This is a genomic window from Pontibacter silvestris (assembly GCF_020907275.1).
Taxonomy (GTDB): domain Bacteria; phylum Bacteroidota; class Bacteroidia; order Cytophagales; family Hymenobacteraceae; genus Pontibacter; species Pontibacter silvestris.
This window is the reverse complement of the sequence record NZ_JAJJWI010000015.1, coordinates 69,058-95,430: the sequence shown is the minus strand read 5'-3', so window position 1 is coordinate 95,430 and position 26,373 is coordinate 69,058. Positions and strand designations below refer to the sequence as shown.

Here is a 26,373-nt window from a genome sequence, read left to right as displayed (position 1 = left end):
ATTTACTACGATTCTTTCTCTACTTGCATATAGTTCAGCTCAACCGGTGTGTTTCTACCAAAGATTTTCACCATAACGTTAAGCTTCTTGCGCTCTTCAAACACCTCTTCTACTGTTCCTGAGAAACCACTAAATGGACCATCCATCACTTTGATTGTTTCTCCAACAATGTATGGAGTGTCCAGCACTTCAGTTTGTTCCTCAGCTTCATCAACTGTACCAAGTATTCTGTTCACTTCAGACTGACGAAGAGGAACCGGTTTTTTATCAGCAGCACCTTCATTTGAGCCTAAGAAACCAATAACTCCAGGAGTGCTTATGATTATATGCTCAGCCTCGCCATGAGACAAATCAGCATTAACCAATACATATCCCGGAAAGAAATTACGTTCTCGGATCCTTTTCTTTCCGTTGCGCATTTCGTATACCTTTTCAGCAGGTATAAGAACTTGCGGAACATACTCTTCCAGATGCTGTCTTACAATCTCGTTCTCAAGATAAGCTTTCGCTTTTTTCTCTTGCCCACTTACCGCACGAACTACATACCACTTTAAATCAGCCATAGACTCTTTTTAAAACTGGTTGTAAAACCATGTAAGCGTAGAATCAAAAACAAAATCCATCGCACCAACAACGAGTGCAAAAATCAGCGAACCAACCAGCACTAAAACAGAACTACTTTGTAATTCAGAATATGTTGGCCATGAGACTTTATGCCTCATCTCCTCTACCGTCTCGTTAATATAGTTTGTAATCTTGCTCATTACTTCGCTTACAGTAAGTTTAATTGCACGGGTGGAGAGACTCGAACTCCCAGCCAATGGTTTTGGAGACCACTACTCTACCAATTGAGCTACACCCGTAAAAAAATGCACGCCATTTTTTCTAATGGAGTGCAAATTTATATAAAATTTTAATGAAAACAAACCCGTTTCTAAAAAAACTTATCAGAAACGGGTTTGTTACATTATTTAGTCAAGAATTTCAGTTACCTGACCGGCACCTACTGTTCTACCACCCTCACGGATAGCGAAACGCAGACCTTTCTCCATGGCTACTTTGTTGATCAACTTCACAGTGATTGTGATGTTATCACCTGGCATAACCATTTCAACGCCTTCAGGAAGAAGAATTTCACCAGTTACGTCTGTAGTTCTTAAGTAGAACTGTGGACGGTATCTGTTAAAGAATGGAGTGTGACGTCCACCTTCTTCTTTAGAAAGAACATAAACCTCAGCTTTGAACTCTTGGTGAGGCTTAACAGAACCTGGCTTACAGATAACCATACCACGACGGATATCAGTTTTCTCAACACCACGAAGCAATAGACCTACGTTATCACCAGCTTCACCTCTGTCAAGGATCTTACGGAACATTTCCACACCAGTAACAGTAGACTTCATGTTCTCAGCACCCATACCCAGGATATCCACAGGATCACCAGTGTTGATTACACCACGTTCAATACGGCCAGTAGCAACAGTACCACGACCAGTGATAGAGAACACGTCTTCAACTGGCATTAAGAATGGAAGGTCAACCAGACGCTCAGGAAGCGGAATCCAGTTATCAACTGCATCCATCAATTCTTCAATAGTAGCAACCCACTTAGCATCGCCATTAAGACCACCAAGAGCAGAACCTTGAATAACTGGAATGTTATCTCCGTCGAATTCATAGAAAGAAAGCAATTCACGGATTTCCATCTCCACAAGCTCAAGAAGCTCTGGGTCATCTACCATGTCTACTTTGTTCATGAATACAACAAGCTGAGGAACACCTACCTGACGAGCAAGAAGGATGTGCTCACGAGTTTGTGGCATTGGACCGTCAGTAGCAGCAACAACAAGGATAGCACCGTCCATCTGGGCAGCACCAGTAACCATGTTTTTCACATAGTCAGCGTGACCAGGGCAGTCAACGTGTGCATAGTGACGGTTAGCTGTTGCATATTCTACGTGAGAAGTATTGATTGTAATACCTCTTTCTTTTTCTTCCGGAGCGTTATCAATTGAAGAGAAATCGCGTAATGTAGCAAGACCTTTATTAGCCAACACTGTGGTAATAGCCGCAGTAAGAGTCGTTTTACCATGGTCAACGTGACCAATAGTACCGATATTTACGTGCGGTTTGGAACGGTCAAATGTTTCTTTAGCCATTGTATGATATTAAATTAAGGTTAAAACGTTTAAGTTTAAGTTGCGCATTATAAATACACGTAACGAACTCTGAGCCAATGACGGGATTTGAACCCGTGACCCCTTCCTTACCAAGGAAGTACTCTACCCCTGAGCTACACCGGCACTAGAAAAAATATTACAAACCGCTTTTACAGAGAAAAGGAAATCCATTCTCATGAAGTTCCTTTCCAACTTAGTTACCCATAAGTTTTTTTAGCGATTCGCCTCTAAAAAAATAGAGAGCGGGAGACGAGGGTCGAACTCGCGGCCTATAGCTTGGAAGGCTATCGCTCTACCAACTGAGCTACTCCCGCCTAGAATTCCCGATTAATTTTTGAATTAAAAAAAGTGGGGAGAGAAGGATTCGAACCTTCGAAGTCGTAAGACAACGGAGTTACAGTCCGTCCCATTTGGCCGCTCTGGAATCTCCCCAAACGTTAATCCAATACATAATCAACAGAACTCTTTCCCTTTAACTACCAGGCTTTAACCGCGCTGTTTGTTTAAGGTGATGCAAAATTAAGCGCTTTTTTATTAGAGTCAAACATTCACGTAAAAAAAAGTTAAAAAAATTCATCTTTTTTCATTTCTAAAGCTGTTCATACATCTCTATCAGGCGTTTATCTTTTTCATTATTTTTAACTTTCTCTAAAATTTCTTTTACTTCAGGCCTCTCCGACATTACCATTAATGCCTGAAATGCAGCAAGCCTTACATAATAGAGATTATTATTTTGCGCAATATCTGACAGCAGCGCAATGGCTTCTGGCGTATTTGTTTCGCTGTAGCTTGCCAGGTAAGCTCCATAGCTCTGCAACAGGTAGTATAAATTGCTCCCCTTACTTTGTTTTATTTTTTCCATAAACCAATCCTGCTTCTCCACTCCTCCCTGTAATGCATAATAACTTGATAGTGCTAAAGCAATGTCTTCATTTCCTGTATCATCAAATTGAGCCAGTTTAGCTCCTACATCCGTAGCACCTGTACTGGAATAGGCCAGAATACCTGCAGCGGCTACCTGGTAAGAGCTATCGTTCATCACTTTTTCATACAAGTTGCTGTACTTGTTACCATACCATCCTGCCAAAGCAAGTATAGCATCTGCTCTCACAGAACCTTTTTTATCATTTTGCGCTATCTGCCTGATTTGCTCTTCCACTACAGCAGCTTTTTCTTTTTCTAAGCTGCTAAGCACATTAATGGCAGTGCTTCTTACATACCAGAAGTTATCTCTCAAGGCTTGTTGCATTATGCTCATCACTTCTGGGTTGGCAAGCTTTTCGTCTAAGGTTGTCAAGGCTTCCAGCTTTGGCGCCAACTGATCTACATTCCTGAACTGATAAACTAACTCTTCATCGGTTTTATCATGCTCTACGACACCTAATAGTTGCTGCTCTGCATCGAACAGCACTAGTTGCGGTGCTGTAGTTACCGGAAAAGTAAATGTTTGGTCTGCCTTGTTGATCACAATCGGGTACTCTGTTCGTTTTCCGTTTACCCAAACCGCCACTTTCAACGGTAAACGATATACTGGCACGTAAGCTGTATCTTGCTGCTGCACGACATGCAGACTTAGTTGTCCATTCTGATAACTATCCTCTACCAACAGCTCCGGATGACCTGGCTTCATAAACCACTGGTCAAAGAACCACATTAAGTCTTCCCCTGTAACGTCCTCAAATGCCATGCGTAATTCAGCAATCTCTACAGGAGAGAATTTGTTTTGCGTCAGGTAACGGTTAAGAGAAGCCCACCAGGCATCGTCGCCGACATACTTGCGCAACATGTGCAGCACCCTGCCTCCCTTGGCATAAGAATGGCTGTCAAACATGTCTTCCCGGTCTTTATAATAATAACGAATCAGAGGTTCTCTCTTAGTTTCTGCCTCCTGCAGATACTGCTCCTTTTCGTCCAGTTGCAGATAGGTAGCCTCTTCGGCACCGAATTTATGCTCTGCCCATAGGTATTCTGAGTAATTTGCAAAGCTTTCGTTCAATGGCAGATTCGCCCAAGATTCGGTTGTAACATAGTCTCCAAACCACTGATGAAACAACTCATGCGCAATAATACCATCCCAACTCTTATCCAGCAGCTCGCGCTCATTTAGCTGTACATCTTCCATAAAGGTAGAAGCTGATGTATTTTCCATTGCCCCTGACACAAAATCATGCACTACTACCTGTGAGTACTTTGCCCATGGATAAGGCACACCTAATTTTTGTGAGAAGAATTCCATCATTTCCGGTGTGTTTCCAAAAATCTTCTTCGCAGTGCCTTTGTAAGCTGGGTCTACATAGTAATTCACCTCTTTATCACGCCACTTATCATTTACAACAGCAAAATCTCCGATTGCCATCATCGTAAGGTAAGGCGCATGGGGTAGCTCCTGTTTCCAGTAATCGGTTTTAGTGCCATCGGCGTTTTGGCGGGAGTAAACAAAGGAGCCGTTGGAAAGGGTGGTAAATTTTGGATCAACTGTAATACACACCTCCTGCGTCATGCGCTCATTGGGTGTATCAATAGTAGGAAACCAGGCAGAATTAGCTTCTGTTTCTCCCTGAGTCCAGATCTGGCGCGGTTTGCCAGGGTCATCACCTAAAGGATTGATAAAATACAAGCCCTTGTCTTCAGTGATAGCATCGCTGCCCCCTGATGGAAGTTCGTTTGGTTTGGCTGTGTATTCAACCTCTATTACATATTCCTGATCTCTGGTATAGGTCTTACCTAAGTTGATGATAAGTTGCAGGCTGTCGTAGCTGTACTCCAGCGGTGTGGCATCATAGTCGTTCATCAGGTTTACGCTGTGAATATCCATGCCTTTGGCATCTAACACCAGACTATTCTGCGGATAGAAGTACGGCTTTAGAGTAAGTTCAGCAATACCGTTCAAATATTGCTTCTCCCAATCGAAACTAACACGAAGCTTCGTGTGAAGCAGGTCGTGCTGTTTGGTACGGGAAGGATTAAAGCTATCCTTTTTAGGTGCCCAAACGGGTATTGAGTCAGCTACTGCTTCCGTTGTATCTGGCGCTACCTTTGCAACTGCACTTATTTCCTGTTCTACATCTGCCACTGGCTTGTTGGCGCTGCAACCAGCCGTAAAAGCCATTGTAACCGCTAAGCCTACTACACTTAGAAACCTATGATTCATGTTAGTTTGTTTTAATTTTGTGGTCAAGTTCTAAATTTACTCTGAGAAATCCATTATCTTTAAAGTCGAAACCACCTTTGATAAGATGCTCCAGATTAAAACCGCTAACGAAAAAACATGGCAGGTTGATATTCAGAAAGAAGCTATATTTCTCAATGGTACCCCTTTCGACTGGGATATTTCTCCTATCGGCCCTGGCACTTTTCATATTATAAAAGACATCAAATCATATACCGCTGAACTGCTACAGGCTGATTATCAAGCTAAGGCTTTCACCTTCAGAATTAACGGAGTGCCTGTAACGGTAAGTGCCAAAGACCGCTTCGACCTGCTACTGGACAAATTAGGCATGAGCGATGCCAACACACAAAAAGTAAATGACGTAAAGGCCCCAATGCCCGGCCTTATACTAGAAATAAAAGTGCAACCTGGCCAGGAGGTAAAAACAGGCGACGCTATCATGATTCTGGAAGCAATGAAGATGGAGAACATAATTAAGTCTCCGGGTGATGGCGTAGTAAAGGAGGTAAAAGTGCAGGTAAGGCAGAACGTAGAAAAGAACCAGGTGCTAATACAATTTTAAACTATTTAATGTTGCTGATCGGGCTACATCAACGCCTAGCTGTAACAAGACTAACCGTAACCATAAACCTTTAAAGTATATATTGTGAAATATAAAAGAATATTACTCAAGTTAAGCGGCGAAGCGCTGATGGGTGAACAGCAATATGGCATAGACTCAAACAGACTTTTGCAATATGCACAAGAGATTAAAGAAGTAGCCGGGCTTGGCATAGAAGTAGCAGTGGTTATTGGCGGAGGTAACATTTTTAGAGGAGTGCAGGCAGAGCAGGTAGGCCTAGATCGTGTGCAGGGTGATTATATGGGTATGCTGGCGACTGTTATAAACAGCATGGCCTTACAAAGTGCTTTAGAGAAAAGTGGTGTTTATACCCGCCTTCTTTCCGGTATAAATATTCAGCAGGTGTGTGAACCTTATATTCGCCGCCGCGCAGTTCGCCATTTAGAGAAAGGTCGTGTGGTTATTTTTGGAGCTGGCACTGGTAACCCTTACTTTACAACAGACTCTGCGGCATCGTTGCGTGCCATAGAAATTGAGGCTGATGTTGTGTTAAAAGGGACCCGCGTTGATGGTATTTATTCAGCTGACCCGGAAAAAGACCCTAATGCTATATTTTATTCTAATATTTCTTTCAAAGATGTGTTTGAGAAGAACCTGAACGTAATGGATATGACAGCCTTTACGCTTTGTAAAGAAAATGGCCTGCCAATAATTGTGTTTGACATGAACACCAAGGGCAACCTAAGAAAGCTGGTGCAGGGCGAGCAAATCGGCACACTTGTAAGCATGGAAGAAATTACCGAGACACTTAAAAAGAGTCTATAAATAGCCTCCAGGAGAACAGAAGCTCAAAATAGTTCTGATAAAAATTAGTACTTTTGCAAAAATTGCAAGTATAATTTACTGAACCTTATTAGTTACAATTGATATGACGGAAGAAATTCAGTTTTACCTCAGCGAAGCCGAGGAGTCGATGCAAAAGGCTGTACAGCATACCAATAGCGAATTAACAAAAATTCGTGCCGGCAAGGCTTCTCCAGCTATGGTAGAAGATTTACGTGTAGATTACTATGGCACTCCTACTCCTATTTCCCAGGTTGCCAACGTTGCTGTGCCAGACGCACGTACTTTACTAATCAAGCCTTGGGAAAAAAACATGCTTGGCGAAATTAATAAAGCCATCAAAAACAGCGACCTGAACCTTAACCCACAGCAAGAGGCTGATGCTATCCGACTAAACATTCCTCCATTAACAGAAGAGCGTCGTCGTGATCTTGTAAAGCAAGTGAAAAACGAAACGGAAAATGGTAAGATCAGCATCCGCAACATCCGTAAAGATGTAAACGACTCATTGAAAAAGCTACAGAAAGAGGGCACTGCTGAAGACGCCGTTCGCGACGCAGAAGCCAAAGTTCAAAAGCTGACTGACTCGTACATTGTAAAAGTTGATGAACTGCTTTCTAAAAAAGAAGCAGAAATTATGACTGTTTAATTCCTTTCTTTGTAGAAGATAAAAGATTTTTCCTGGTCTATAAAACAGAAGAGCCCTGTGCTATAGCACAGGGCTCTTCTGTTTTATAGACCAGGAAAAATCAGCGTTTAAGTCAGTAAAAGGCTATTGATACAGCTTATGCACCTGAATATACTCTGCTACCTCATCCGGCACTAAGTATTTGATCGATTTCTCTTCTTTGATACACTTCCTAATAAAAGTGGCAGAAATATCGAGTATAGGTGCTTTTATAAAAGTGATATTAGGCATTTCTGGAATTTCTGTTGTAACAGAGCCCGAACGGGGATAGACATACACTCTATGGTATTCCAGTATCTGCTCATGGTTCTTCCACTTCGGAAACAGAGGCAGGTTATCTTCTCCCATTAATAACACAAACTCGTAACTCGGATACTTTTCCTGCAGATAAGTAAGGGTATCGATGGTATAGCTGGGCTTAGGCATACTAAACTCAATGTTCGATACACCAAGGCTGCGATTGTCAGCTATCGCCAAAGAAACCATATGCAACCTGTCAAACTCGTGCAGCAACGTACTACTGGGCTTAAAAGGATTCTGTGGCGACACAACCAGCCACACCGTGTCTAAATCGGTGTTAGTAGCCATGTAGTTTGCCAGAATCAGGTGCCCAACGTGTATCGGATTAAAAGAGCCGAACAGCAGCCCTACTTTCATACTGTGGCTGTTTCTTTGCTGATGAATTCGTTTACCAGCTGTTCTGCTTTAGCGAAAGCTTCTTGCAGGTTATCATTTACAATTACTTTATCAAACTGGTCTTCGAAGCTAAGTTCAAACTTGGCTTTAAACACTCGGCTGGATATGCTGGATGATGAATCGGTATTACGGGCTGTTAAGCGTTTAGCCAGCTCATCTACAGAAGGAGGCTTTACAAACACAGCCAGAGCTCGTTCTTTGTAAAAATGCTTTATACTTAATCCTCCTTTAACATCCACATCCAGGATAACATGTTTGCCGCTATCCCAGATACGCTGTATTTCTGATTTCAGTGTACCGTAAAAGGCGCCCTCATAGACCTCCTCCCACTCTACAAATTCATCATTCTCAATTTTTTCTTTAAAATCCTCTGGCGTGATAAAGTAATAATCTTTACCATTTTCTTCTGTCCGGCCACGTTTATCTCGCGTACATGCCGATATAGAGAAGCTTAGCTTAGGATTCACCTGCAACAGGTGCTTAACAATAGTGGTTTTACCGGCACCTGAAGGGGCCGAAAAGATGATGATTTTACCTTGCATCAGAGGTTACGCAGTGTAGTTATTGGATTCTTGCTTTGATAGCTAGTACCAGACTTTCCGGTACTATAACGCGCTTGAGATGCCCACTTACCAATCCTTTCAGAAGCTTTTGTTTCTGATGGCTTTCAAAACAACTTACACACTCTTCAATGTGGCTGTTAAAAAATGTTTGCTCTTCGGCAGAGGCCTCGTCATCTACCATTGAATTTAAAAGTTTGGCCACCTTTTCACAGTCGGTTTCTTTCCCCTCTTCGGCCACTTTCTGATATGCTTCTGTAAATTTTGCTTCCATCTTAACTAAAACTCTTAAAATTCCTAACTATTATAACCCATGTTTTTAGCGTATTTCTCCAACTTCTCTTTCAAAGAGTTTCGGGCGCGGTGCAACCTGGAACGTACGGTACCAATGGGGATATCCAGAATTTTGGCCATTTCCTCATATGTGAACCCTTCCAGGTCACAAAGAATAATTACCGTCCTGAAATCAACAGGGAGTGCGTTCAATGCACTGGCTACCTCATCACCGATCAGATCCTGCACACTTTCAGTGCGCATGTCGGTAGTTGTAGCAACGCCACTCTCTCCCTCCACATCTTCGGAGTTATAATACCCCTCTACTTCGCTGTAGTCTACCTTAGCAGGCTGCTTGCTCTTTTTTCGAAACTCATTAATGAACGAGTTCTTCAGGATTCGGAACAGCCATGCTTTCGCATTAGTTCCTTGCTCGAAGTAGTCAAAAAAGCGGTAAGCCTTCAGATACGTTTCCTGCACCAGGTCATTCGCGTCGTCTTCGTCTAAGGTGAGCCTATAGGCAAAGTTGTACAGAGGGTCCAGCACAGGCAAAAGTTCTGCTTCGAACCGTGCGTCCTTTTCCTCTTTACTCAATTGTTTACCTGTTTGCTCGCTCATCTAACTGGATTTAGTACTTTAATGAAGCTCTCAATTGCGTATTTACGCAAATATAGAAATTTTACTTACATACCTTACTAACTGCATAAGGGTTGCAATATGCAGTACCGGAGTCATATGTTCTTAAAAGTTCTATTTCTTACATACTTATACTTATTTAAGTAAATATAGATATGCCTTTCCATCACAGCAGATGCTGCTTAAACTACAGCTAACCTAATTTAACAAATTAATTCTTAATATGTTACTATTATATCACTTATCTATAGAAAGAAAAGCGAATGATGGGTAAGATTAAAATAAAAATATCAGAAATAAATTCTTTGGTTATTTGGAGCGATTTCGCCTATAGTACATATAAGGCTTCGCATATTTGATAAAAACAGAATAAGAAGACAGTACTGCTATAAAAAAACCTTCAAACCCGTCTAAAAAGCCCAGCTTTATAAAATATGTCTTGAAGAACCTGAACGGAGGCTTTACTAAAAGAGCAAATATTGAGATCTTTTTTCCTTTCTGTACGCTTTCATTCTGAAAAACGTCAGTATACCTGTTTATTTGGTCTAAGTGCTCCTTTACATTATAACTGAAATAATGCAACACATCACCTGATAGTCTCTTAATTTTAGCTTCCGGCACAGGAACAACTCTATCGTGGGGATTTTGCCCACCCCACCCAGCTTTTGTTTTATCAAATAACCTTACTTTTTTATCAGGGTACCACCCAGAATGATGTATCCATTTACCGGCATAATTAGTAAGACGGTTCACCACATAAGCATCAGCTGCCCAGTTCTTTTTTACTGCCAGAACAGATTCTTTTAGTTCATCTGTCAGAGCCTCATCGGCATCAAGCCACATTACATGCTCGTATTTTGTCTGGCTCAACGCAAAACTTTTCTGCTGTATCCATCCTTGGAATGGATTTTCCATAAATCTTGTTCCATAGGCCAGGCAGATATCTTTGGTTCTGTCAGTAGAAAATGAATCGACAACAACTATGTCGTCAGCAATGTTTTCTATTGATTTAAGACAACGTTCAATGTTACTCTCTTCGTTATAGGTGATGATTGCAACTGATAGTTTAACTTCCATACGTGAACTGCTCCGATAAGGCAAAATGCTTTATCATACAAATGTAGTATTTTTATAGCTTTAAGTCTCAAGCCTCAATTTAGCTAACTGGCCTAACAATGCAGCACTCTTTTTTTAAAACCCTTATATGCCCTGGTTTAATTTTCTGGCTATACTGTTGGTTGTCTCCTGCTCCCGTATCTGCTCAACAATACAACTTCCGTAGCTGGACACTGGAGCAAGGTTTACCTCAGTCTCAGATAAATGACATCTTACAAGACAACAAACGACAATTATGGCTGGCAACACGAGGAGGGTTAAGCCGCTTTAATGGCAGTACTTTTCAAACCTACACGAAACAGCAGGGCCTCAGCAGCAATAACATAGCCTGTCTTTACCAAGATAGCCGACGCCATATCTGGATAGGCACATCAGACAGAGGCCTTATAGAGTATGACAACGATGAGTTTAAAATCTTCAATACAAAAAATGGCTTGCCCAGAGGCGGAGTCTCAGATATAGTTGAAGACGAGAAGGGCCACCTGTGGGTAACAACAGCCCGGGGAGTTTATTATTCCTCTTCTAAAGGGCAATTTGTCAAATACAACGCATTACCTGAGCATAATTACACAACTCTTGCCTTCTCACCTACTGGTCAGCTATGGGTAGGCAGCAAGGAAAATGGCCTCTATAAAATAGAAGATGATAAAGTTGTTAATATTACTACCCGTAACAGCGACTTACCTATAGATGAAATACTAACCATTTCACATGATGCTAAAGGTACGCTGTGGATAGGCACGACCGATGGAGTAGCGACAGTAAAGCAACAGCAGTTAACAGAGTTTAAATTACCTTATACCCATTTCTCACCCCGGGTTACCAACTTTACACACGATAACTATGGCAACACCTGGATAGCTCTGTACCAGCATGGCCTGCTGCAGTATAATGGGAAAGAGTTTACACTGCTTACAAGGTTAAACGGTTTACGCACCAATCGTATTTCCACACTTACCACAGACAAAGAAGGTAACATCTGGATTGGTACTGACGGCTACGGCTTACAACAGTACAAGGCACCATGGTTTGTTCATTATTTTGACTTCGGAACAGTTAGCGAGCCACGTGTATCAGCCCTAGCTCAGGGCAATAACGGAAAGGTTTGGCTAGGTACTGATGATGGCCATGCCGCTCACTTAGTAGATGGGCAGTTACAATGGATGCAGAAAAGGCCCTGGCCTGAAGGCACAACCTTAAACGATATGTGGGTAAAAAGCGAGAAGGTTATGTGGGTGTGTACCAACCGGGGCGTTTGGTATATATCACCGGACTCTGTCAGGCATTACAATCAGCAGAGTGGCCTGGCTTCAAATGAAGTGTATCAGTGCTCGCCTGACTCTGCAGGCAATGTGTGGTTTGCCACAGCCAATGGGGCCTCACGTTTCTCTAAAGGAAAGTTTACGAATATGGCTGTAACAGAGGATTCTTCCCCTAAACGTGTATACTGTATTTTTAACGACAGCCATAATAAGTTGTGGTTTGGTTTAGAGAATGGAGTGTATCAGGTGAATAACAGTAAGCTTGAACCAGTACTAGAGTTACAGCATTTTAATATTGATGAAGTAACTTCTATTGCTGAAGATGAGAAAGGGGTAATGTACTTTGGAGGCTTCAACTATGGCCTTGTTGTTTTAAATAAAGCATGGCAACGGCCTAAACTGTTTACTGCCGCTAATGGTTTACCTAACGAAGATATTAAAAGCCTGTTTGTAGATAAAACCAATAACCTGTGGGTGGGAACCACAAGAAACGTTATAAAAGTTGAACTGGAGTATCTTTTAAAGACAGGGGGTATCAACTCTCAGGTTTACACCAGCCAGAATGGGTTTAGTGGCATGGAAGTGTCTTCTAACACTATTACGCAAACACCAGATGGTTATGTGTGGTTCGGCACTGCGAAGGGCTTAACAAAGTATATCCCGAAGCTGGATAGGCGCAATAAAGTTTATCCACAATTGATGCTTAATAACATCCTGCTTTTTCTAAAGCCTACAAACTGGCAAAGCCTAGGTTATAACGTGAACAAAGAAACTGGCTTACCCAGAGATCTGAAACTTACCCATAGCCAAAACCATGTTACCTTCGATTTTTTTGGCATCAATCTGTCTGACCCGGAAAGGGTAAGGTATAAATACAGGTTAAAAGGATACGACGAACAATGGTCGCATGCTACCGACAAAACTTTAGCTACTTATGCCAGACTATCTCCAGGTATTTATACGTTTGAGTTATTGGCACAGAACAATGATGGTTACTGGACTCCCAAACCGCTCACCTATACTTTCTCTATTGTACCACCTATTTGGCGAAGGGAGTGGTTTATAGGAGTGCTGCTTTTAATTGTAGGCGGCTCTGTTATAAGTGTGGTACGTTTGCGGGAGAGAAGCCTGGTAAAACTAAATTCGCTTTTAGAAATGAGAGTACAACACCGTACCCGTTTGCTGGAGCGGAAGAATCGTGAAAAAGAAATGCTGTTGCAGGAGATTCACCACCGGGTAAAGAACAACTTGCAGATTGTAATAAGTATGCTTAACCTGCAAGCTCGCCACGTGCACGACCAGGAGGCCTTGGAAGTAATGCGCTCCGTCCGTAGCCGGGTTCGCTCCATGGCTGTGCTGCACGAGCGCCTGTACCAACATGATGATCTTGCACATATAGACCTGGAAGATTACTTCAGAGTTATTTGTGAGGGCCTGTATGCTGCATACGGTGTAACAGAAGAAAACATAAAACTGGAATTAGAAGTACCAACCATAAAAGTTGACATAGATTCGGCTATAACTTTAGGCTTAATTGTAAACGAACTTGTGTCTAATACGTTAAAGTATGCGTTTCAAACGAAACAGAATGGAATACTGCGCATTATGCTGGAAGAACAAGGTTACAATACCTATTCTTTAACTGTTAGCGACAACGGAAAAGGCATACCTGAAGGAATTAATCTGGAGAATAGCCAATCATTCGGTTTGAAACTCGTCACTTCACTTAGTAAGAAGCTAAGTGGGCGTATTGCTTTCAACAATCATTATGGCACAAAATCAACATTGCATTTTGTTTTGCCATCATAATGCTTAATTTCACGTATGAACCAAACAATATGACAAAACCCAAAATCCTTATATCTGAAGATGAAGTTATAATTGCTGAGGATCTTGCTGCCAGTCTGGAAGAATTAGGTTACGAAACCTGTGCTATTGATTCTGGGGAAGATACAATCAATAAGATTCGAGAGGAGCACCCTAATCTGGTTATACTCGACATCAACCTTGGGGGAGGTGCTGATGGAGTAGAGATTGGCTCACGCATCCGACAGGAATTTAATATACCTTTTATCTACCTGACAGCTTATGCTGACAGCGCAACAGTTGACAGAGCAAAAAAAACAGAGCCTGATGGTTTTCTGGTAAAGCCTTTTGATGAAAAGAGCCTTCGATCTGCCATTGAAATTGCCCTTTATAAACACGATAATAAAGAAGAGAAAGAAACTGACGGCGTACCACAGAGCCCTAAAGAGCCTGAAATAGCCGCTGATTATATTTTCGTAAAAGTTAAGCATCGTATTATAAAGGTGCAGTATAATGAGATTCTCTGGGTTGAGGCTTATGATAATTATTCTTTTATTGTTACAGCAGAACAGAAATACCTGGTAAGCTCAACGCTAAAGGATATGGAACAGAAACTTCCTACCCAGAATTTCGTGCGTGTTCACCGCTCTTATATTGCTAACCTTGATAAAATTGAAGCGCTGGAAGAGAACTCTGTCGTGTTCTCTAAAGGTGATGTTCCGATAGGAAAGTCTTATAAGAAGACATTAATGTCACGCTTTAACATTATTTAAAAGTATAGCTACTGCACGTAAGAATAGATAATAATGCCTCCTTGGCAGTCTATTTAAACTTATAAGTACAGCAGCTAGTTATAAACTTAAACAGCCTGGCTTTTTAAGAACAAATTTATTAAAAGGCTTTTCTATCTACCAGTCTCCTATTGAAGCTTAAGCCCGATGCAAATCCGGCTTCACAGGCATAATGTGTCTGCTTCTTTTATAGTAGAACTAGCATAGCTCTTTCCTGAGCTTTCTTAAAAGGCTAGGCTATTTTATTTTTGCTGTCCCCTACTGACAGTAACCTCTCTCCTTTTTTTTATCCATAAGAGCCTTTTTCCGACTCCTCTGCTTGGTAAGGTAAACCTGCGAATTCTATCTAAGCAAAGTAGCTTTTTCATTTAATTTGATCTTACCGCTGTTACTTTTGTGCAAAAGCTATGAATCCTATTGTAGTTTTAGATAACACTTTGCACTAATTAAGACTTGCCCCTAAACAGGAGTTCCGGTACCTGAGGCCTTAATTATTCGGACATAAACAAGTAGGCCATTAAGTCAGGGGCCGCTCCTTTTATGACTATCTCCCACAGTTTTTTATGGCACCATAACTTAGCTAATCCAACAAAACAAAATAATAACACTATATTACTATATTGCATCACAAAAATATAACAGCCTGAAAATAAACTTTACAGCCTCATGAAAAACTATCTCCTATTCTTAGTTAGCTGCTTTTTTTCCATTCATGTTTTTGCGAAACCTGTTATTCAGTCTTTTAACCCTGGTTCAGGCCCCGTTGGCACAACTATTCTCATAAAAGGGACAGGCTTTAGTATAATTCCAGCCAGCAACTTTGTTTATTTTGGTACAGTAAGAGCAACTATTCTAGCCGCAACTGAGACAACGCTTCAAGTCATTGTTCCCGTTGGTGCAACTTATCAACCCATTAGTGTTACTACCAATAACCTTACAGGGTATTCAAACCACCCGTTTCTGGTAACCTTTGCAGATGGTAATGCTCCATTCAGCACAACCTCCTTTCATCCTGAAATAGGCCTTACAGCAGGGAGGTATCCGCACAGTATTTCACTTGCTGATTTTAACCTAGACGGAATGAGCGACCTTTTGGTGTCCAGAGGGAGTTCTAATACTGTTTCGGTGTTCCCTAATACCAGTTCAGACACTGATCTCTCTTTTGGAGCAAAGCTCGATTTTGAAGCAACAGGCAGTGATCACGCAGGATCTGCCACGGGTGATTTAGACGGTGATGGCAAACTGGACTTTGTTCTAACAAATAATATAGGATTACATTCTATTTCTATTTTTAGAAATACAAGTACTACCAGCACTATCTCCTTTGCATCAAAACTAGACTTCCCAGCGGATAATGCACCATATTCAGTAGCTATAGGAGACCTGAATGGAGATGGGAAACCTGACTTGGCAGTAGGTAACAATGGTTCAAACAAGGTTAGCCTTTATAAAAATACAAGTATGCCCGGAAGTATCTCCTTTGAGGAAAAAGTTGATCTCGTTGTAGGCTCTAATGTTTATGGTGTAGCCATTAGTGATCTGGATGGTGATGCTAAGCCTGACTTGACCATTACAAGCCAGGGTAGCAAGTCAGGAATCTACATCATGAGGAATATTTCCACTGACGGTTTTTTATTTGATGCCCCTGTTAATTACGTAACTGCAACCGGTTTATTCACTATTTCAACTGGAGATTTGGATGGAGATAGTAAGCCTGAAGTGATAGCTGCAAGTGCTCCATCAAATAGTCTGATCGTGTTAAAGAATATCAGCACAGAAGGAAGCATTTCCTTTCATCCTCAGCAGAGTTTTACAACAGGTAGTTATACTGTTTGTGCTTCTATTGCTGATCTTAATGGCGATGGGAAACCTGATCTCGTCTCTTCAGACAGAATGTCAAATCAGGTTTCAGCTTTAAGAAACACCAGTACAGTTGGCAACTTATCATTTGACGCTCCTATACATTATGGAGTAGGTGATGTCCCTGTTTATGTAAGTACCGGCGATTTAAATGGCGACAGCCGACCTGATATAATTGCTGCCAATTCGTCTGCCGCTACCGTTTCAGTTCTGATAAATCAGATTGGCACCAATGTAGCACCTTCTATCAGCTCATTTACTCCAACATCAGGCACCAATGGAACCACAGTAACCATTACTGGCTCGAACTTCACTGGCGCTACAGAGGTGTACTTTGGAGATGTGGCGGCATCGTCCTTTATAGTTAATTCAGCCACTAGCATCTCAGCCATTGTGGGCGCAGGAGCTAGTGGTAGCATAAGTGTAACAGGTAAAAATGGTACGGCCACTCTAGCCGGATTTAGTTTTGGAGTCCCAACAATCAACTCCTTTACACCTGCTTCAGGGCCTGCGGAATCTTTAGTAACTATAAGCGGCACAAACTTTAACCCAATTGCTTCAGAAAATATTGTTTTCTTTGGCGCAGTAAAAGCAGCGGTGCGTTCTGCCAGTGCCACACAACTGGATGTAATTGTTCCTGCCGGAGCCACATACCAGCCTATCAGTGTTACTACAAACAACCTAACGGCCTATTCATCACAGCCATTCATGCAGACCTTCTCCACTGACAATACCACTATAACGAATAGCTCATTTTCTGTGGCCGCTAATTATGGGGTGGGAACTTACCCTACTGCTGTTTCCATAGCTGACATAAATGATGATGGCAAAGCCGACATAATTACTGTAAATGGTGTAGGGAATACTATTTCGGTGCTGAAAAATAACAGTAGTTCAGGAGCAATCGCTTTCAATTCAAGACTTGACTTTAATACAGGCCCAGACCCACGAAAGCTAGCCATTGGCGACCTTGACGGGGACGGAAAGCCAGATATAGTCGTTAATAATATTAATTCAGGCAACGAAAGCACTATTTCTGTCTTCAGAAACACAAGTACCAGCGGAACAATTTCGTTTGCATCCAAAACTGACTACAATACAGGTAATGGTTCCATAGGAGTTGCTATAGCTGATATGAACAAGGATGGGAAACCTGACATTATCGTGTCAAGTGGTAATTCAGGAATGTTCTCTATCTTTAAAAACACCACCGTTTCACCGGGGGCTATTTCCATGGCGCCAAAACAGGACTTCCCCTTACTAACGCATCCTGATAACCTCACCACAGCTGACTTGGACAAAGATGGTAAGCCCGATCTGATAATCTCTAATTTCAGCAATGAAAGTATTTCAATATTTAGAAATACAAGCGCAGGCGGAAATATTTCCCTCGCCCCAAGAATAGATTACGCTACCGTAGCACACCCTACGCATGTGATTACGGGCGATCTGGATGGTGACAGTAAAGTAGATGTAATAGTTTCAAGTAGTAGTGATTCAAATACTATTTCGTTCTTTAAAAACATCAGTAACAGTGATCTTGTTTCATTAGGGGTAAGGCAAGATTATAGTTTAACAGCCCTGAATATTTCCCTTGCTGATCTTAACGGCGACGGTAAACTAGACCTATACACAGGAAGAGGACTTACAGGCTTGGTCTCTGTTCTAGAAAATACTTTTCCGGGAAGCGGGGACATCTCCTTTGCTGGCAACATAGATTTCACCACCAGCACCTATGATACCAATGTTGCGACTGGTGATCTGAATGGTGACGGCAAGCCGGAGCTAGTAGCTGCCAATACAATTAAAAACAATGTTTCCGTCTTAGAAAATAATTTCGCCGAACCTGTAGTTACAGGCATTACTGATCCAGGCAGTAGCCAACTCATTAAACTGTTTCCTAATCCTGTAAAAGACAAATTGTTTCTTACATGGAATAGTAATAGAGTCTCTTTACTTAATATCGAGGTAGTAGATTTACAAGGCAGGCAGCTGGTCATCAGCAAAGACATGCACTCCGGTGTGGCAACAGATATATCACTGCTTCCTCAAGGCATATATGTTGTAAAAGTTTATAACAATGGCAAGCTGATTGATACTATGAAAATAATGAAGATTTAAATTTTAGATCAACTTTCAGTAAGATGAACAGGTATCGAAAAAACTTCTTTCATAGAACAAAATTGATTTGAATAACTTAAATGATAGTTATAGATAATTTTATAAAAGGCTTCTCACAAATCTTTCCCGGCCAAACAGCTTTACAGCCCTGGGACATCACCAATAGCCTTAAAGAGATCTTGAATAAAACGATTTCATCTCTTTCTGAGGATTATAATATCAACGATGGTATTGCTGTGCATAAAACAGCAATAGTTGAGGAAGGAGTCATCATGAAGCGTCCGGTAATAGTTAGTAAGAACTGCTATGTTGGAGCACATGCATATTTCAGAGAAGGTGTTTATCTTGATAGTGCTGTAAAGATTGGCCCTGGTTGTGAAATTAAAAGTAGTGTTATTTGTTCAGAAACTGCCGTTGCGCATTTCAACTACATAGGGAATAGTATTATTGGGAAGAATATAAATTTTGAAGCTGGGTCTATAGCAGCTAACCATTATAACGAAAGAGCCTCGAAGGAAATCTCTGTTTTGTATGAATCAAAAATAATTGAAACAGGAACAGAAAAATTTGGTTCTTTAGTTGGCGATAATTCAAGAATAGGTGCGAATGCAGTTTTGTCTCCCGGCACTATATTAGAAAAGAATTCTATTGTAAAAAGGCTTGAGCTAATAGAACAGCACAAAGTAAAATAAGAAAAGCCAACAGGCTTAAAAGAAGAAAAGCACCTTACAAGAAATACACTAATGGTTAAAGGCATTTCTGTTGTAATACCAAATTATAATGGTGTTCACCTGTTTCAAGACACGCTCCCGACAGTTGAGGCGGCGTTGCAAAACATAGATAAACCTTCTGAAATTATTGTAGTAGATGACTGTTCCACAGATAACTCTGTAGAGTACCTTCAGAAGAATTATCCAACTATCAAAGTAATGGTCAATAGACAAAACAGTGGGTTTTCCATTACATCTAATAATGGCATTAAAGCAGCCTCTTATGATAAGGTACTCCTGTTAAATAGTGATGTAAAACTGACACCAAGCTATTTTGCGCACCAATTCAGGTACTTTGATAAACCAGACACTTTTGGTGTGATGGGCAGAATTATTGGTTGGAACGATGACAAAATACAGGATGGTGCTAAACTTCCCTCCTTTCATGGAACAAAAATAAAAACTTCGAGTAATTACCTGCTTCAAGATGAAAGCGCCATGAAAGATGGCCTGTATTCTATGTACCTTTCAGGAGCCAATGCTTTTATTGACAAAGAAAAGTTTTTGCACTTGAAAGGGTTCAACGAGCTGTTTTCTCCTTTTTATGTAGAAGATGTTGAGCTTTCACTCAGAGCCTGGCGTTTAGGTTTTAAATGCTATTACGACTATAGCAGTGTCTGTCAGCACCAGGTATCTACTTCTATCAAATCAAAGAGCAAAAAGAAGTATGTCAGCACTATTTACGACCGTAACAAAATGTTCCTGCATGCACTACACCTGGAGGGAGTACAAAAGCTTCTATGGTACCTACAGCTAATTCCTGAAGCCATTATCAGACTAGTTACTTTCAGATGGTACTATCTCTCATCTCTCAGAATGTTTTTGAGCTCAGCTGAGAAAATAAAAGAATCGCAAAAGGAATTTAAAACAGTTTCGAAAGAGCTGAAGACTCGTAAAACGGTGAGAGAAGTAACCTCCTTTATTTTAGGTAGTATCAAAGGCGAAAAGGTTATTCTATAATAACAACAAAAGCCGATGCAGTGGGCATCGGCTTTTGTTGTATATACACCTTCTCCGAGAAGGAACAAGCTTAGTATCTGTAATACTCTGGCTTGTACGGGCCTTCTACTTCTACCCCTATATAACTTGCCTGGCCTGGTGTTAGCTCATCCAGCTCTGCACCAATTTTACCTAAGTGCAGTCGAGCTACTTTCTCATCCAGATGCTTTGGCAGCGTATACACTTTATTCTCGTAGGCATCGGTGTTTGTCCAAAGCTCTAGCTGCGCCAATGTTTGGTTAGAGAAAGAGTTAGACATTACAAAAGATGGGTGACCTGTCGCGCAACCAAGGTTTACCAGACGGCCTTCAGCCAGTACAATGATATCTTTACCTTCGATGTTGTAAAGGTCTACCTGTGGCTTAATAACGTCTTTTGTATGACCGTAATTGGTGTTTAACCAAGCCATGTCAATTTCGTTATCGAAGTGGCCAATGTTACATACAATGGTTTTGTCTTTCATGGCCCGGAAGTGCTGCTCAGATATAATATCGCGGTTACCAGTAGCTGTTACCACTATATCAGCCTCTTTTATAGCATCGGTCATTCTTTTAACGGCAAACCCATCCATAGCTGCCTGAAGCGCACAGATTGGGTCTATTTCTGTAACAATAACACGAGCGCCAGCTCCACGCAAAGAAGCAGCAGAACCCTTACCTACATCACCATAACCAGCCACAACGGCTACTTTACCAGCCATCATTACGTCAGTAGCACGACGGATAGCATCCACTAAAGACTCTTTACAGCCATACTTGTTATCAAACTTAGACTTTGTTACAGAGTCGTTTACGTTAATAGCAGGCATTGGCAGGGTGCCATTACGCATACGCTCGTACAGGCGGTGAACACCAGTTGTTGTCTCTTCAGAAAGCCCTTTAATGCCCGAAGCCAGTTCCGGATATTTGTCTAACACCATGTTAGTCAGGTCACCACCATCATCCAAAATCATGTTCAGCGGCTTGCGGTCTTCACCAAAGAAAAGTGTTTGCTCAATACACCAGTCAAATTCTTCCGCTGTCATACCTTTCCAGGCATAAACAGATATACCGGCAGCAGCAATAGCAGCAGCAGCATGATCTTGTGTAGAGAAGATATTACAAGATGACCAGGTAACTTCAGCACCTAACTCAACCAGTGTCTCAATAAGAACTGCTGTTTGGATTGTCATGTGCAGACAGCCTGCAATTCTTGCACCAGCCAATGGCTTGCTTGGGCCAAACTCCTCACGTATAGCCATCAGCCCCGGCATTTCTGCCTCTGCCAATCTTATTTCTTTGCGGCCCCAGTCAGCCAGCGAAATGTCTTTTACTTTGTATTTTAACTGTGTATCGATCATACAATTGCTTTTTTCAGATAAAACACAAAATTACATATTTTGTTGCGCAACTTCAATTTTACGAAGAATATAACAGGACATTTAGCCCTGTAAAAAGCAAAAGAGTCAGCCGGGAGAGAGCAGAGTCTTTTGCTTTACTTATATAACAGCATCGTCATAATCGTCGCAGCTTATCAAAGTGGCAGTAAGCAGCACAATAAGAAACAAGAATCGTATCCAGTCTTTCATTGTAAATGGGGTTATCTGGTTAAACAATTAATTTATAAGGTATTAACCAGCCATATACAAAATTATTTAACAACGAAGCAATACATTAAACAAAATGCATAATAAACGTTTTCCCTCTTCTGAAGCACCTTTGCATTTATACTTATCTTTGTACCTCCAGCAGGCGTAAACACAAAACTTTAACCTCCGAATTTATGCGTGTCTTCTCTTCAAAAGAAAAGCAATTTATACTAGACCACCAACGGCAAGACCCGGCAAGCTTAATGTTGCAGACTAATCGCTACCCCGACCTGCCTATGGTGGAACTAGTTCAGCAGATACAGGCACGGCAAAAAGCAGCAGCCAAACTTCCCACTTTTGTTCAGAACCCTGACGTAATTTTTCCTGTTTCGCTTTCAGTAGAACAAAGCTCATCTGAAACTACGGCAGCTTATAAAGCCTCACTTATCGAGGGAGAAATGCTGATAGACCTGACCGGTGGTTTTGGAATAGATACATTCCATTTTGCCAGGCATTTTGCACAAGTGGTACACGTGGAACAAAATGAAGCTTTGTCTGAAATAGCTACTTATAACTTCAAGTTGCTCCAGGCTTCTAATATAAAGACAGTAAATACGTCAGCAGAAGAGTTTCTTGAACTGTTTACAGGTAAAGCCGATGTCATTTACCTGGACCCGGCCCGCCGGGGCAACCATGATGAAAAACTGCATTTGCTCAAAGACTGCCAACCAGATGTGTTAGGCCTGCTGCCAATACTGTTATCCAAAGCAAATGCAGTGCTTCTTAAAACATCGCCAATGTTGGATATTGACCTCGCACTAGAGCAGTTAGGAAGTGTTGTAAAACTTTGGGTGCTGGCTGTACAGAATGAAGTAAAAGAGGTGCTTTACTTGCTGCGATCTAACGCTCCGACTCCTGATCAGGTAGAGCAAGTGGCGGTAAATTTACTACCAGGCAAAGAGCAGGTGTTGGAGTTTACCCGTGCAGCAGAAGAACTGGCAAAACCTTTTTTTACTGACCCGCAGCAGTTTATATATGAGCCTAACGCAGCTATACTTAAAGCAGGAGCCTATAAATACCTTGGTCAGCACTTGGGTATAAATAAACTGCACCCAAACAGCCACCTGTATACTTTAGAACAGGAGTTGCAGGATTTTCCCGGCAGAGCTTTTCGTTGTATGAGTACAAGTCGCTACAACAAAAAAGAGCTACTCCGATTACTACCTCAAAAAAAGGCTAACATTACTGTGCGAAACTTCCCAGATTCTGTAGCAGACATAAGAAAGAAAACCGGAATCAAAGAAGGAGGTGATTACTACCTTTTCTTTACTACTGATATGCACCAGAAGCCTGTTGTGCTACACTGTCAGAAAATATAGCTGATTAACCATAGCTTCAAATCCCGTTAAAACTTAGACTTCCACTGTTGGCTTTCACTGTATTTATCACTCTAAATCTTTTATCTGCTTAACTGCACAGCATACACTTCGTAAGTAAAGAGTAGTTCAGGTTTATAAAGAGACTATGTTCCTAATTAAATGAAGAAAGCGATGAATACAGATAAAGAGCAAAATCAAACTCAGGGGCAGCAGAGTACTGCCGACACCAATGCTTCTTATAACAGAGATGCATCATCTATAAAAGGAAGTTCTACAACCTCCCAAAACAGTACCACATCTTCTAACAATGTAGGTGTAGGCGGTGTACCTCGGCAGGAGGACAACAACGATAATGAGAACAGACCTGATGCAAATGCAGACAGCTTAAAAGGAGCTGGTAACAGGTAGTTATCGTTAAAAAGCTGCAGTTCCTGTTTTTACACAGAATAGGACATATGACTGTAAACAAACTAGGTGCTGAAAGGCAACGTATGAAGAATAAGAGGTTTATGTATTTACCTCATGATGTTCCACTATAATCTATGAAAGCAAATGGAAGAGGATAAAGATATAAGACAGCAACACCACGAATCAATGAGTAACCCAGAAAAATCATTTGAGGCGGGTAAAAAAGGTGGAAAACCATCTACAGAAACATCAAATCAGTCATCTAACGTAGTAAACAGCCCTAAGACAAGCGGTAGTTCTACTTCTTCAGGTGACAATCACTCCCGTGTCGACCCTCAGAACAGACCTACACAGGGCGCAGGTTGGCAGAGCGATAGAAATAGTACAGATCCTACTGGTAAGAAATCCTAATAAGTGATTTTGTACGTATAGTAAAGTGTAACCTTAAAATTGAAAACAATGAGCAACGAAGAAAAAGATAAAAAACAGCAGTCAAACTTAACAGACACTAGCAAAGCAGACAAAAAAGATATTACAAACAGTTTAGAACGCGATGCTGTGGGTAACTTTGAGTCTGACAGACAAACCCCACAAAACAGAACTGATAATGAGCAAGACGAAGAGCGTAAGCAATAAATAGTCTTTCTTTTACATTACCAAAAATGCCACAGCAGTTTTGCTGTGGCATTTTTGTTTTAAACACAGGGATTAAACCTCAGAAAGCACTCATAGTTTTCCACATGAAACATCTCATCATTTGATCATTCCTGCCAATCCTGCTTTCTGCTGTAAGGCTTCTATGGCACCAACCAGGTAAACAAGAGGAGCATTCCAGTTGATGGCAATTTCATTAGAGGCATAAGAACAGTCATCATCAGTGTACATCTCATCCGCAAACTCAGAGGTATAGGTAGCACAGTTATCCTGGCGGTTGGCCTGCGCATTTGTGCCACCGGAAAGCAAACCTGGCACAGGCTCCTTTATACCGTCTGCCACAGAGGGGCGGTGGTGTGGGTTCATAGTAGATTTCTCACCGTAACCAGTTACAAAAGAATACCCGGTAGCATTGCGCCCTAACAGATAATCTAAGTTATTAAGAGCCGCCTGTACATATTTTTTATCAGATGTTAACCTGTACGCCTGCAGCAGGGCAATGCCTTGGTTGGCAGCCACAGAACTACTTCCCCATATGTAGTCACTTTCTGATTTACCCATTACTGTCCTGTACGATCTATCAGAAGCACCCTCCATTAGGTTGTCAGCAAAAGCAACAAGTCGCTTTTGTAATTTCGGAAAGTCCTTTTTAGCGACAGGTGAGAGTTTATCCTGATGGCGAGCCAATGTGTAATATCCTAGCAGTCTTACATTCCCCCAGGACGGCAACGGCATTTTTTCATCAGGAAACATGTTTACAGCAGTATAGTAGCTGTCCTTGTTTGTGGTGACATATAACTCAGCTGCAGCCCAAGTAAACTCATCACTAAAGTCATTGTCACCATAGGCGCCTGTTGTTATGTCTGGGTCGAACTGCTTATTCATGGCATCCTGATCATAGACTACATCAGGGTTCTTCTGCGCCCACTCCCAAGCTTTTGTAGCAGCCATCAAGCATGAATCGGCTAAGCCAGGAAACTTTTTGTTGTAGTTTTTGTACACCCGGCTTGCCTGTGCCATTACAGCAGCAAAGTCTAATGTGGCTCCTGTGCCCTTCTGTACAACATAACGTGTATTTTTTGCCTCCGCCGGCATAACCATACCATCAAAAGCCGGATTAGTTAGCTTATGATATACACCGCCATCGCTTGGGTCCTGCATTGTCAGCATCCAGCGCAGGTTCCACAGTACCTCATCTAGCAAGTCAGGTACAGGATTCCCGCTTTCAGGAATGTTTAACTCCAATGTCTTGTAATAGCCTGGAAAATCTTCGTAAGCTGATAATAAGGTACCCATTGTAATACCACTATTTACAATGTACTTGTTGTAGTCACCGGCATCGTACCAGCCACGTGGAGCTGAAAGTACTGTTCCGGCAGGGCGTTGCGCTGTTGCGGCAGAAGTATGCACAAGCACATGGTTATCCTCCTTTTCGTGTCCAGCCTTACGGTGCCACTTACCTGCATACTCTTCCGGCAAATCAGTTGATACTCGCTGATAGTAGAACCCTTTGATAGCGGCAGCGGCTACATCGTGATGCACATTTTCTTCTATAACAAAGGGATAAGAATGTCCAACCCCAGGTACCTCTATTACATAAGCACCTGCTTTATTAAACTCGCTGAAATCTGCAACACGTGTCGGCCTTTTTGAAAACTCACCAGCTTTTGTTTCTGCTAGCTTTCCGGTGAACACAGTTTCATTTAGATCAGGAGTTTTCAGGTAAAACGCCCCTCCTTCCTGCTCTCCTACCACTACAGCTACCTTAGGTGCATTTGGGTAGAAGCCAACCTGGTTCAGGCGAATATTTTCTGACAGCTCTGTTACATTACTATCTGATTCCTGTTGCACATTAGAACAGGAAACCAGGCTACTGCAAAGGAGCATGCCACACAGTGCTTTGTAAAATGTTTGCATGTTTTGTAAAATTATATCTTGTAAATAAAATGTGAATTCGGAAATGAAAGCGCAGTTTACCCTTAGCTATCGTAGCTACATCCAGCGACTCATTAACCTACTGTTGTACAGTT

Annotated in this window: 23 protein-coding genes and 4 tRNA genes; 12 read left to right on the top strand and 15 right to left on the bottom strand. The window is 41.6% G+C overall.

Translation table 11 applies throughout. The annotated features are described in order from the left end of the window. Window positions 1–5: 5 nt before the first annotated feature. The 8 genes from nusG to LN995_RS14415 form a co-directional block, all read right to left on the bottom strand. Window positions 6–563, bottom strand: a complete 558-nt coding sequence (gene nusG, locus LN995_RS14450; RefSeq protein WP_229961792.1) for a transcription termination/antitermination protein NusG — start codon at window positions 561–563, stop codon at window positions 6–8. Between the two features lie 9 nt (window positions 564–572). Next, a complete protein-coding gene (secE, locus tag LN995_RS14445) occupies window positions 573–764 on the bottom strand; it encodes a preprotein translocase subunit SecE (protein ID WP_229961841.1) in 192 nt (63 codons plus the stop codon). A 26-nt stretch (window positions 765–790) separates the two neighbouring features. Beyond that, window positions 791–863: transfer RNA gene (locus LN995_RS14440), tRNA-Trp, on the bottom strand. A 108-nt stretch (window positions 864–971) separates the two neighbouring features. Continuing rightward, window positions 972–2,159, bottom strand: coding sequence for an elongation factor Tu (gene tuf, locus LN995_RS14435; protein WP_229961791.1), 1,188 nt, complete (start codon window positions 2,157–2,159; stop codon window positions 972–974). Between the two features lie 72 nt (window positions 2,160–2,231). Continuing rightward, a tRNA-Thr gene (locus LN995_RS14430) sits at window positions 2,232–2,303 on the bottom strand. Window positions 2,304–2,421: 118 nt separating this feature from the next. Then, window positions 2,422–2,494, bottom strand: a tRNA-Gly gene (locus LN995_RS14425). 35 nt (window positions 2,495–2,529) lie between these two features. After that, window positions 2,530–2,612, bottom strand: a tRNA-Tyr gene (locus LN995_RS14420). A 157-nt stretch (window positions 2,613–2,769) separates the two neighbouring features. Beyond that, window positions 2,770–5,331 (bottom strand): M1 family metallopeptidase, encoded by a 2,562-nt coding sequence (locus tag LN995_RS14415; protein ID WP_229961790.1) that lies wholly within the window; start codon window positions 5,329–5,331, stop codon window positions 2,770–2,772. 85 nt (window positions 5,332–5,416) lie between these two features. On the opposite strand from LN995_RS14415, the gene LN995_RS14410 reads away from it, so the two are divergent. The 3 genes from LN995_RS14410 to frr all read left to right on the top strand — a co-directional run bounded on the left by LN995_RS14410 (window position 5,417) and on the right by frr (window position 7,406). Then, on the top strand, window positions 5,417–5,914 hold the full coding sequence (locus tag LN995_RS14410; protein ID WP_229961789.1) for a biotin/lipoyl-containing protein: 498 nt from the start codon (window positions 5,417–5,419) through the stop codon (window positions 5,912–5,914). An 84-nt stretch (window positions 5,915–5,998) separates the two neighbouring features. After that, window positions 5,999–6,739 carry a UMP kinase gene (pyrH, locus tag LN995_RS14405; RefSeq protein WP_229961788.1) on the top strand — a complete coding sequence of 247 codons (741 nt, stop codon included), beginning with the start codon at window positions 5,999–6,001 and terminating at the stop codon, window positions 6,737–6,739. A 103-nt stretch (window positions 6,740–6,842) separates the two neighbouring features. After that, window positions 6,843–7,406: a ribosome recycling factor gene (gene frr / locus LN995_RS14400; RefSeq protein WP_229961787.1), complete on the top strand. Its 564-nt coding sequence runs from the start codon at window positions 6,843–6,845 to the stop codon at window positions 7,404–7,406. Window positions 7,407–7,529: 123 nt separating this feature from the next. On the opposite strand, the gene nadD is transcribed toward frr, so the two are convergent. The 5 genes from nadD to LN995_RS14375 all read right to left on the bottom strand — a co-directional run bounded on the left by nadD (window position 7,530) and on the right by LN995_RS14375 (window position 10,687). After that, the gene (gene nadD / locus LN995_RS14395; protein ID WP_229961786.1) at window positions 7,530–8,102 is read right to left on the bottom strand and encodes a nicotinate (nicotinamide) nucleotide adenylyltransferase; all 573 of its coding nucleotides are present in this window, start codon (window positions 8,100–8,102) and stop codon (window positions 7,530–7,532) included. Beyond that, window positions 8,099–8,683 (bottom strand): guanylate kinase, encoded by a 585-nt coding sequence (gmk, locus tag LN995_RS14390; protein ID WP_229961785.1) that lies wholly within the window; start codon window positions 8,681–8,683, stop codon window positions 8,099–8,101. Before gmk ends, nadD begins: the two co-directional genes overlap by 4 nt. A 19-nt stretch (window positions 8,684–8,702) precedes the next feature. Then, entirely contained in the window at window positions 8,703–8,975 is a 273-nt protein-coding gene (locus LN995_RS14385; protein WP_229961784.1) for an anti-sigma factor family protein, read from the bottom strand. 23 nt (window positions 8,976–8,998) lie between these two features. Further along, window positions 8,999–9,592, bottom strand: coding sequence for a sigma-70 family RNA polymerase sigma factor (locus LN995_RS14380; RefSeq protein WP_229961783.1), 594 nt, complete (start codon window positions 9,590–9,592; stop codon window positions 8,999–9,001). 327 nt (window positions 9,593–9,919) lie between these two features. Further along, window positions 9,920–10,687 (bottom strand): glycosyltransferase family 2 protein, encoded by a 768-nt coding sequence (locus tag LN995_RS14375; protein ID WP_229961782.1) that lies wholly within the window; start codon window positions 10,685–10,687, stop codon window positions 9,920–9,922. 98 nt (window positions 10,688–10,785) lie between these two features. On the opposite strand from LN995_RS14375, the gene LN995_RS14370 reads away from it, so the two are divergent. From LN995_RS14370 to LN995_RS14350, 5 genes are all read left to right on the top strand, one after another. Then, the gene (locus LN995_RS14370; RefSeq protein WP_229961781.1) at window positions 10,786–13,797 is read left to right on the top strand and encodes a ligand-binding sensor domain-containing protein; all 3,012 of its coding nucleotides are present in this window, start codon (window positions 10,786–10,788) and stop codon (window positions 13,795–13,797) included. Window positions 13,798–13,826: 29 nt separating this feature from the next. After that, window positions 13,827–14,567: a LytR/AlgR family response regulator transcription factor gene (locus LN995_RS14365; protein WP_229961780.1), complete on the top strand. Its 741-nt coding sequence runs from the start codon at window positions 13,827–13,829 to the stop codon at window positions 14,565–14,567. A 684-nt stretch (window positions 14,568–15,251) separates the two neighbouring features. Next, window positions 15,252–18,566 carry an FG-GAP-like repeat-containing protein gene (locus LN995_RS14360; protein WP_229961779.1) on the top strand — a complete coding sequence of 1,105 codons (3,315 nt, stop codon included), beginning with the start codon at window positions 15,252–15,254 and terminating at the stop codon, window positions 18,564–18,566. A gap of 80 nt (window positions 18,567–18,646) precedes the next feature. Beyond that, on the top strand, window positions 18,647–19,258 hold the full coding sequence (locus LN995_RS14355) for a DapH/DapD/GlmU-related protein (protein ID WP_229961778.1): 612 nt from the start codon (window positions 18,647–18,649) through the stop codon (window positions 19,256–19,258). A 51-nt stretch (window positions 19,259–19,309) separates the two neighbouring features. Further along, window positions 19,310–20,296 carry a glycosyltransferase family 2 protein gene (locus LN995_RS14350; protein WP_229961777.1) on the top strand — a complete coding sequence of 329 codons (987 nt, stop codon included), beginning with the start codon at window positions 19,310–19,312 and terminating at the stop codon, window positions 20,294–20,296. Window positions 20,297–20,366: 70 nt separating this feature from the next. On the opposite strand, the gene ahcY is transcribed toward LN995_RS14350, so the two are convergent. Then, window positions 20,367–21,674, bottom strand: coding sequence for an adenosylhomocysteinase (gene ahcY / locus LN995_RS14345; RefSeq protein ID WP_229961776.1), 1,308 nt, complete (start codon window positions 21,672–21,674; stop codon window positions 20,367–20,369). A 422-nt stretch (window positions 21,675–22,096) separates the two neighbouring features. On the opposite strand from ahcY, the gene LN995_RS14340 reads away from it, so the two are divergent. The 4 genes from LN995_RS14340 (at window position 22,097) to LN995_RS14325 (ending at window position 24,325) form a co-directional block, all read left to right on the top strand. Further along, window positions 22,097–23,281, top strand: a complete 1,185-nt coding sequence (locus tag LN995_RS14340; protein ID WP_229961775.1) for a THUMP-like domain-containing protein — start codon at window positions 22,097–22,099, stop codon at window positions 23,279–23,281. Window positions 23,282–23,452: 171 nt separating this feature from the next. Then, window positions 23,453–23,689 (top strand): hypothetical protein, encoded by a 237-nt coding sequence (locus LN995_RS14335; protein ID WP_229961774.1) that lies wholly within the window; start codon window positions 23,453–23,455, stop codon window positions 23,687–23,689. Window positions 23,690–23,833: 144 nt separating this feature from the next. Next, window positions 23,834–24,100 carry a hypothetical protein gene (locus LN995_RS14330; RefSeq protein ID WP_229961773.1) on the top strand — a complete coding sequence of 89 codons (267 nt, stop codon included), beginning with the start codon at window positions 23,834–23,836 and terminating at the stop codon, window positions 24,098–24,100. A gap of 48 nt (window positions 24,101–24,148) precedes the next feature. Next, the gene (locus LN995_RS14325) at window positions 24,149–24,325 is read left to right on the top strand and encodes a hypothetical protein (protein WP_229961772.1); all 177 of its coding nucleotides are present in this window, start codon (window positions 24,149–24,151) and stop codon (window positions 24,323–24,325) included. A 117-nt stretch (window positions 24,326–24,442) separates the two neighbouring features. On the opposite strand, the gene LN995_RS14320 is transcribed toward LN995_RS14325, so the two are convergent. After that, window positions 24,443–26,260, bottom strand: a complete 1,818-nt coding sequence (locus LN995_RS14320; RefSeq protein ID WP_229961771.1) for a glycoside hydrolase family 9 protein — start codon at window positions 26,258–26,260, stop codon at window positions 24,443–24,445. Between the last annotated feature and the right edge of the window lie 113 nt (window positions 26,261–26,373).

What these genes read in the sequence shown, in the direction of transcription:
- nusG (WP_229961792.1), bottom strand. Translation starts at nt 563, where the DNA reads ATGGCTGATTTAAAGTGGTATGTAGTTCGTGCGGTAAGTGGGCAAGAG.
- secE (WP_229961841.1), bottom strand. Translation starts at nt 764, where the DNA reads ATGAGCAAGATTACAAACTATATTAACGAGACGGTAGAGGAGATGAGG.
- tuf (WP_229961791.1), bottom strand. Translation starts at nt 2,159, where the DNA reads ATGGCTAAAGAAACATTTGACCGTTCCAAACCGCACGTAAATATCGGT.
- LN995_RS14415 (WP_229961790.1), bottom strand. Translation starts at nt 5,331, where the DNA reads ATGAATCATAGGTTTCTAAGTGTAGTAGGCTTAGCGGTTACAATGGCT.
- LN995_RS14410 (WP_229961789.1), top strand. Translation starts at nt 5,417, where the DNA reads ATGCTCCAGATTAAAACCGCTAACGAAAAAACATGGCAGGTTGATATT.
- frr (WP_229961787.1), top strand. Translation starts at nt 6,843, where the DNA reads ATGACGGAAGAAATTCAGTTTTACCTCAGCGAAGCCGAGGAGTCGATG.
- nadD (WP_229961786.1), bottom strand. Translation starts at nt 8,102, where the DNA reads ATGAAAGTAGGGCTGCTGTTCGGCTCTTTTAATCCGATACACGTTGGG.
- gmk (WP_229961785.1), bottom strand. Translation starts at nt 8,683, where the DNA reads ATGCAAGGTAAAATCATCATCTTTTCGGCCCCTTCAGGTGCCGGTAAA.
- LN995_RS14385 (WP_229961784.1), bottom strand. Translation starts at nt 8,975, where the DNA reads ATGGAAGCAAAATTTACAGAAGCATATCAGAAAGTGGCCGAAGAGGGG.
- LN995_RS14380 (WP_229961783.1), bottom strand. Translation starts at nt 9,592, where the DNA reads ATGAGCGAGCAAACAGGTAAACAATTGAGTAAAGAGGAAAAGGACGCA.
- LN995_RS14375 (WP_229961782.1), bottom strand. Translation starts at nt 10,687, where the DNA reads ATGGAAGTTAAACTATCAGTTGCAATCATCACCTATAACGAAGAGAGT.
- LN995_RS14370 (WP_229961781.1), top strand. Translation starts at nt 10,786, where the DNA reads ATGCAGCACTCTTTTTTTAAAACCCTTATATGCCCTGGTTTAATTTTC.
- LN995_RS14365 (WP_229961780.1), top strand. Translation starts at nt 13,827, where the DNA reads ATGACAAAACCCAAAATCCTTATATCTGAAGATGAAGTTATAATTGCT.
- LN995_RS14360 (WP_229961779.1), top strand. Translation starts at nt 15,252, where the DNA reads ATGAAAAACTATCTCCTATTCTTAGTTAGCTGCTTTTTTTCCATTCAT.
- LN995_RS14355 (WP_229961778.1), top strand. Translation starts at nt 18,647, where the DNA reads ATGATAGTTATAGATAATTTTATAAAAGGCTTCTCACAAATCTTTCCC.
- LN995_RS14350 (WP_229961777.1), top strand. Translation starts at nt 19,310, where the DNA reads ATGGTTAAAGGCATTTCTGTTGTAATACCAAATTATAATGGTGTTCAC.
- ahcY (WP_229961776.1), bottom strand. Translation starts at nt 21,674, where the DNA reads ATGATCGATACACAGTTAAAATACAAAGTAAAAGACATTTCGCTGGCT.
- LN995_RS14340 (WP_229961775.1), top strand. Translation starts at nt 22,097, where the DNA reads ATGCGTGTCTTCTCTTCAAAAGAAAAGCAATTTATACTAGACCACCAA.
- LN995_RS14335 (WP_229961774.1), top strand. Translation starts at nt 23,453, where the DNA reads ATGAATACAGATAAAGAGCAAAATCAAACTCAGGGGCAGCAGAGTACT.
- LN995_RS14330 (WP_229961773.1), top strand. Translation starts at nt 23,834, where the DNA reads ATGGAAGAGGATAAAGATATAAGACAGCAACACCACGAATCAATGAGT.
- LN995_RS14325 (WP_229961772.1), top strand. Translation starts at nt 24,149, where the DNA reads ATGAGCAACGAAGAAAAAGATAAAAAACAGCAGTCAAACTTAACAGAC.
- LN995_RS14320 (WP_229961771.1), bottom strand. Translation starts at nt 26,260, where the DNA reads ATGCAAACATTTTACAAAGCACTGTGTGGCATGCTCCTTTGCAGTAGC.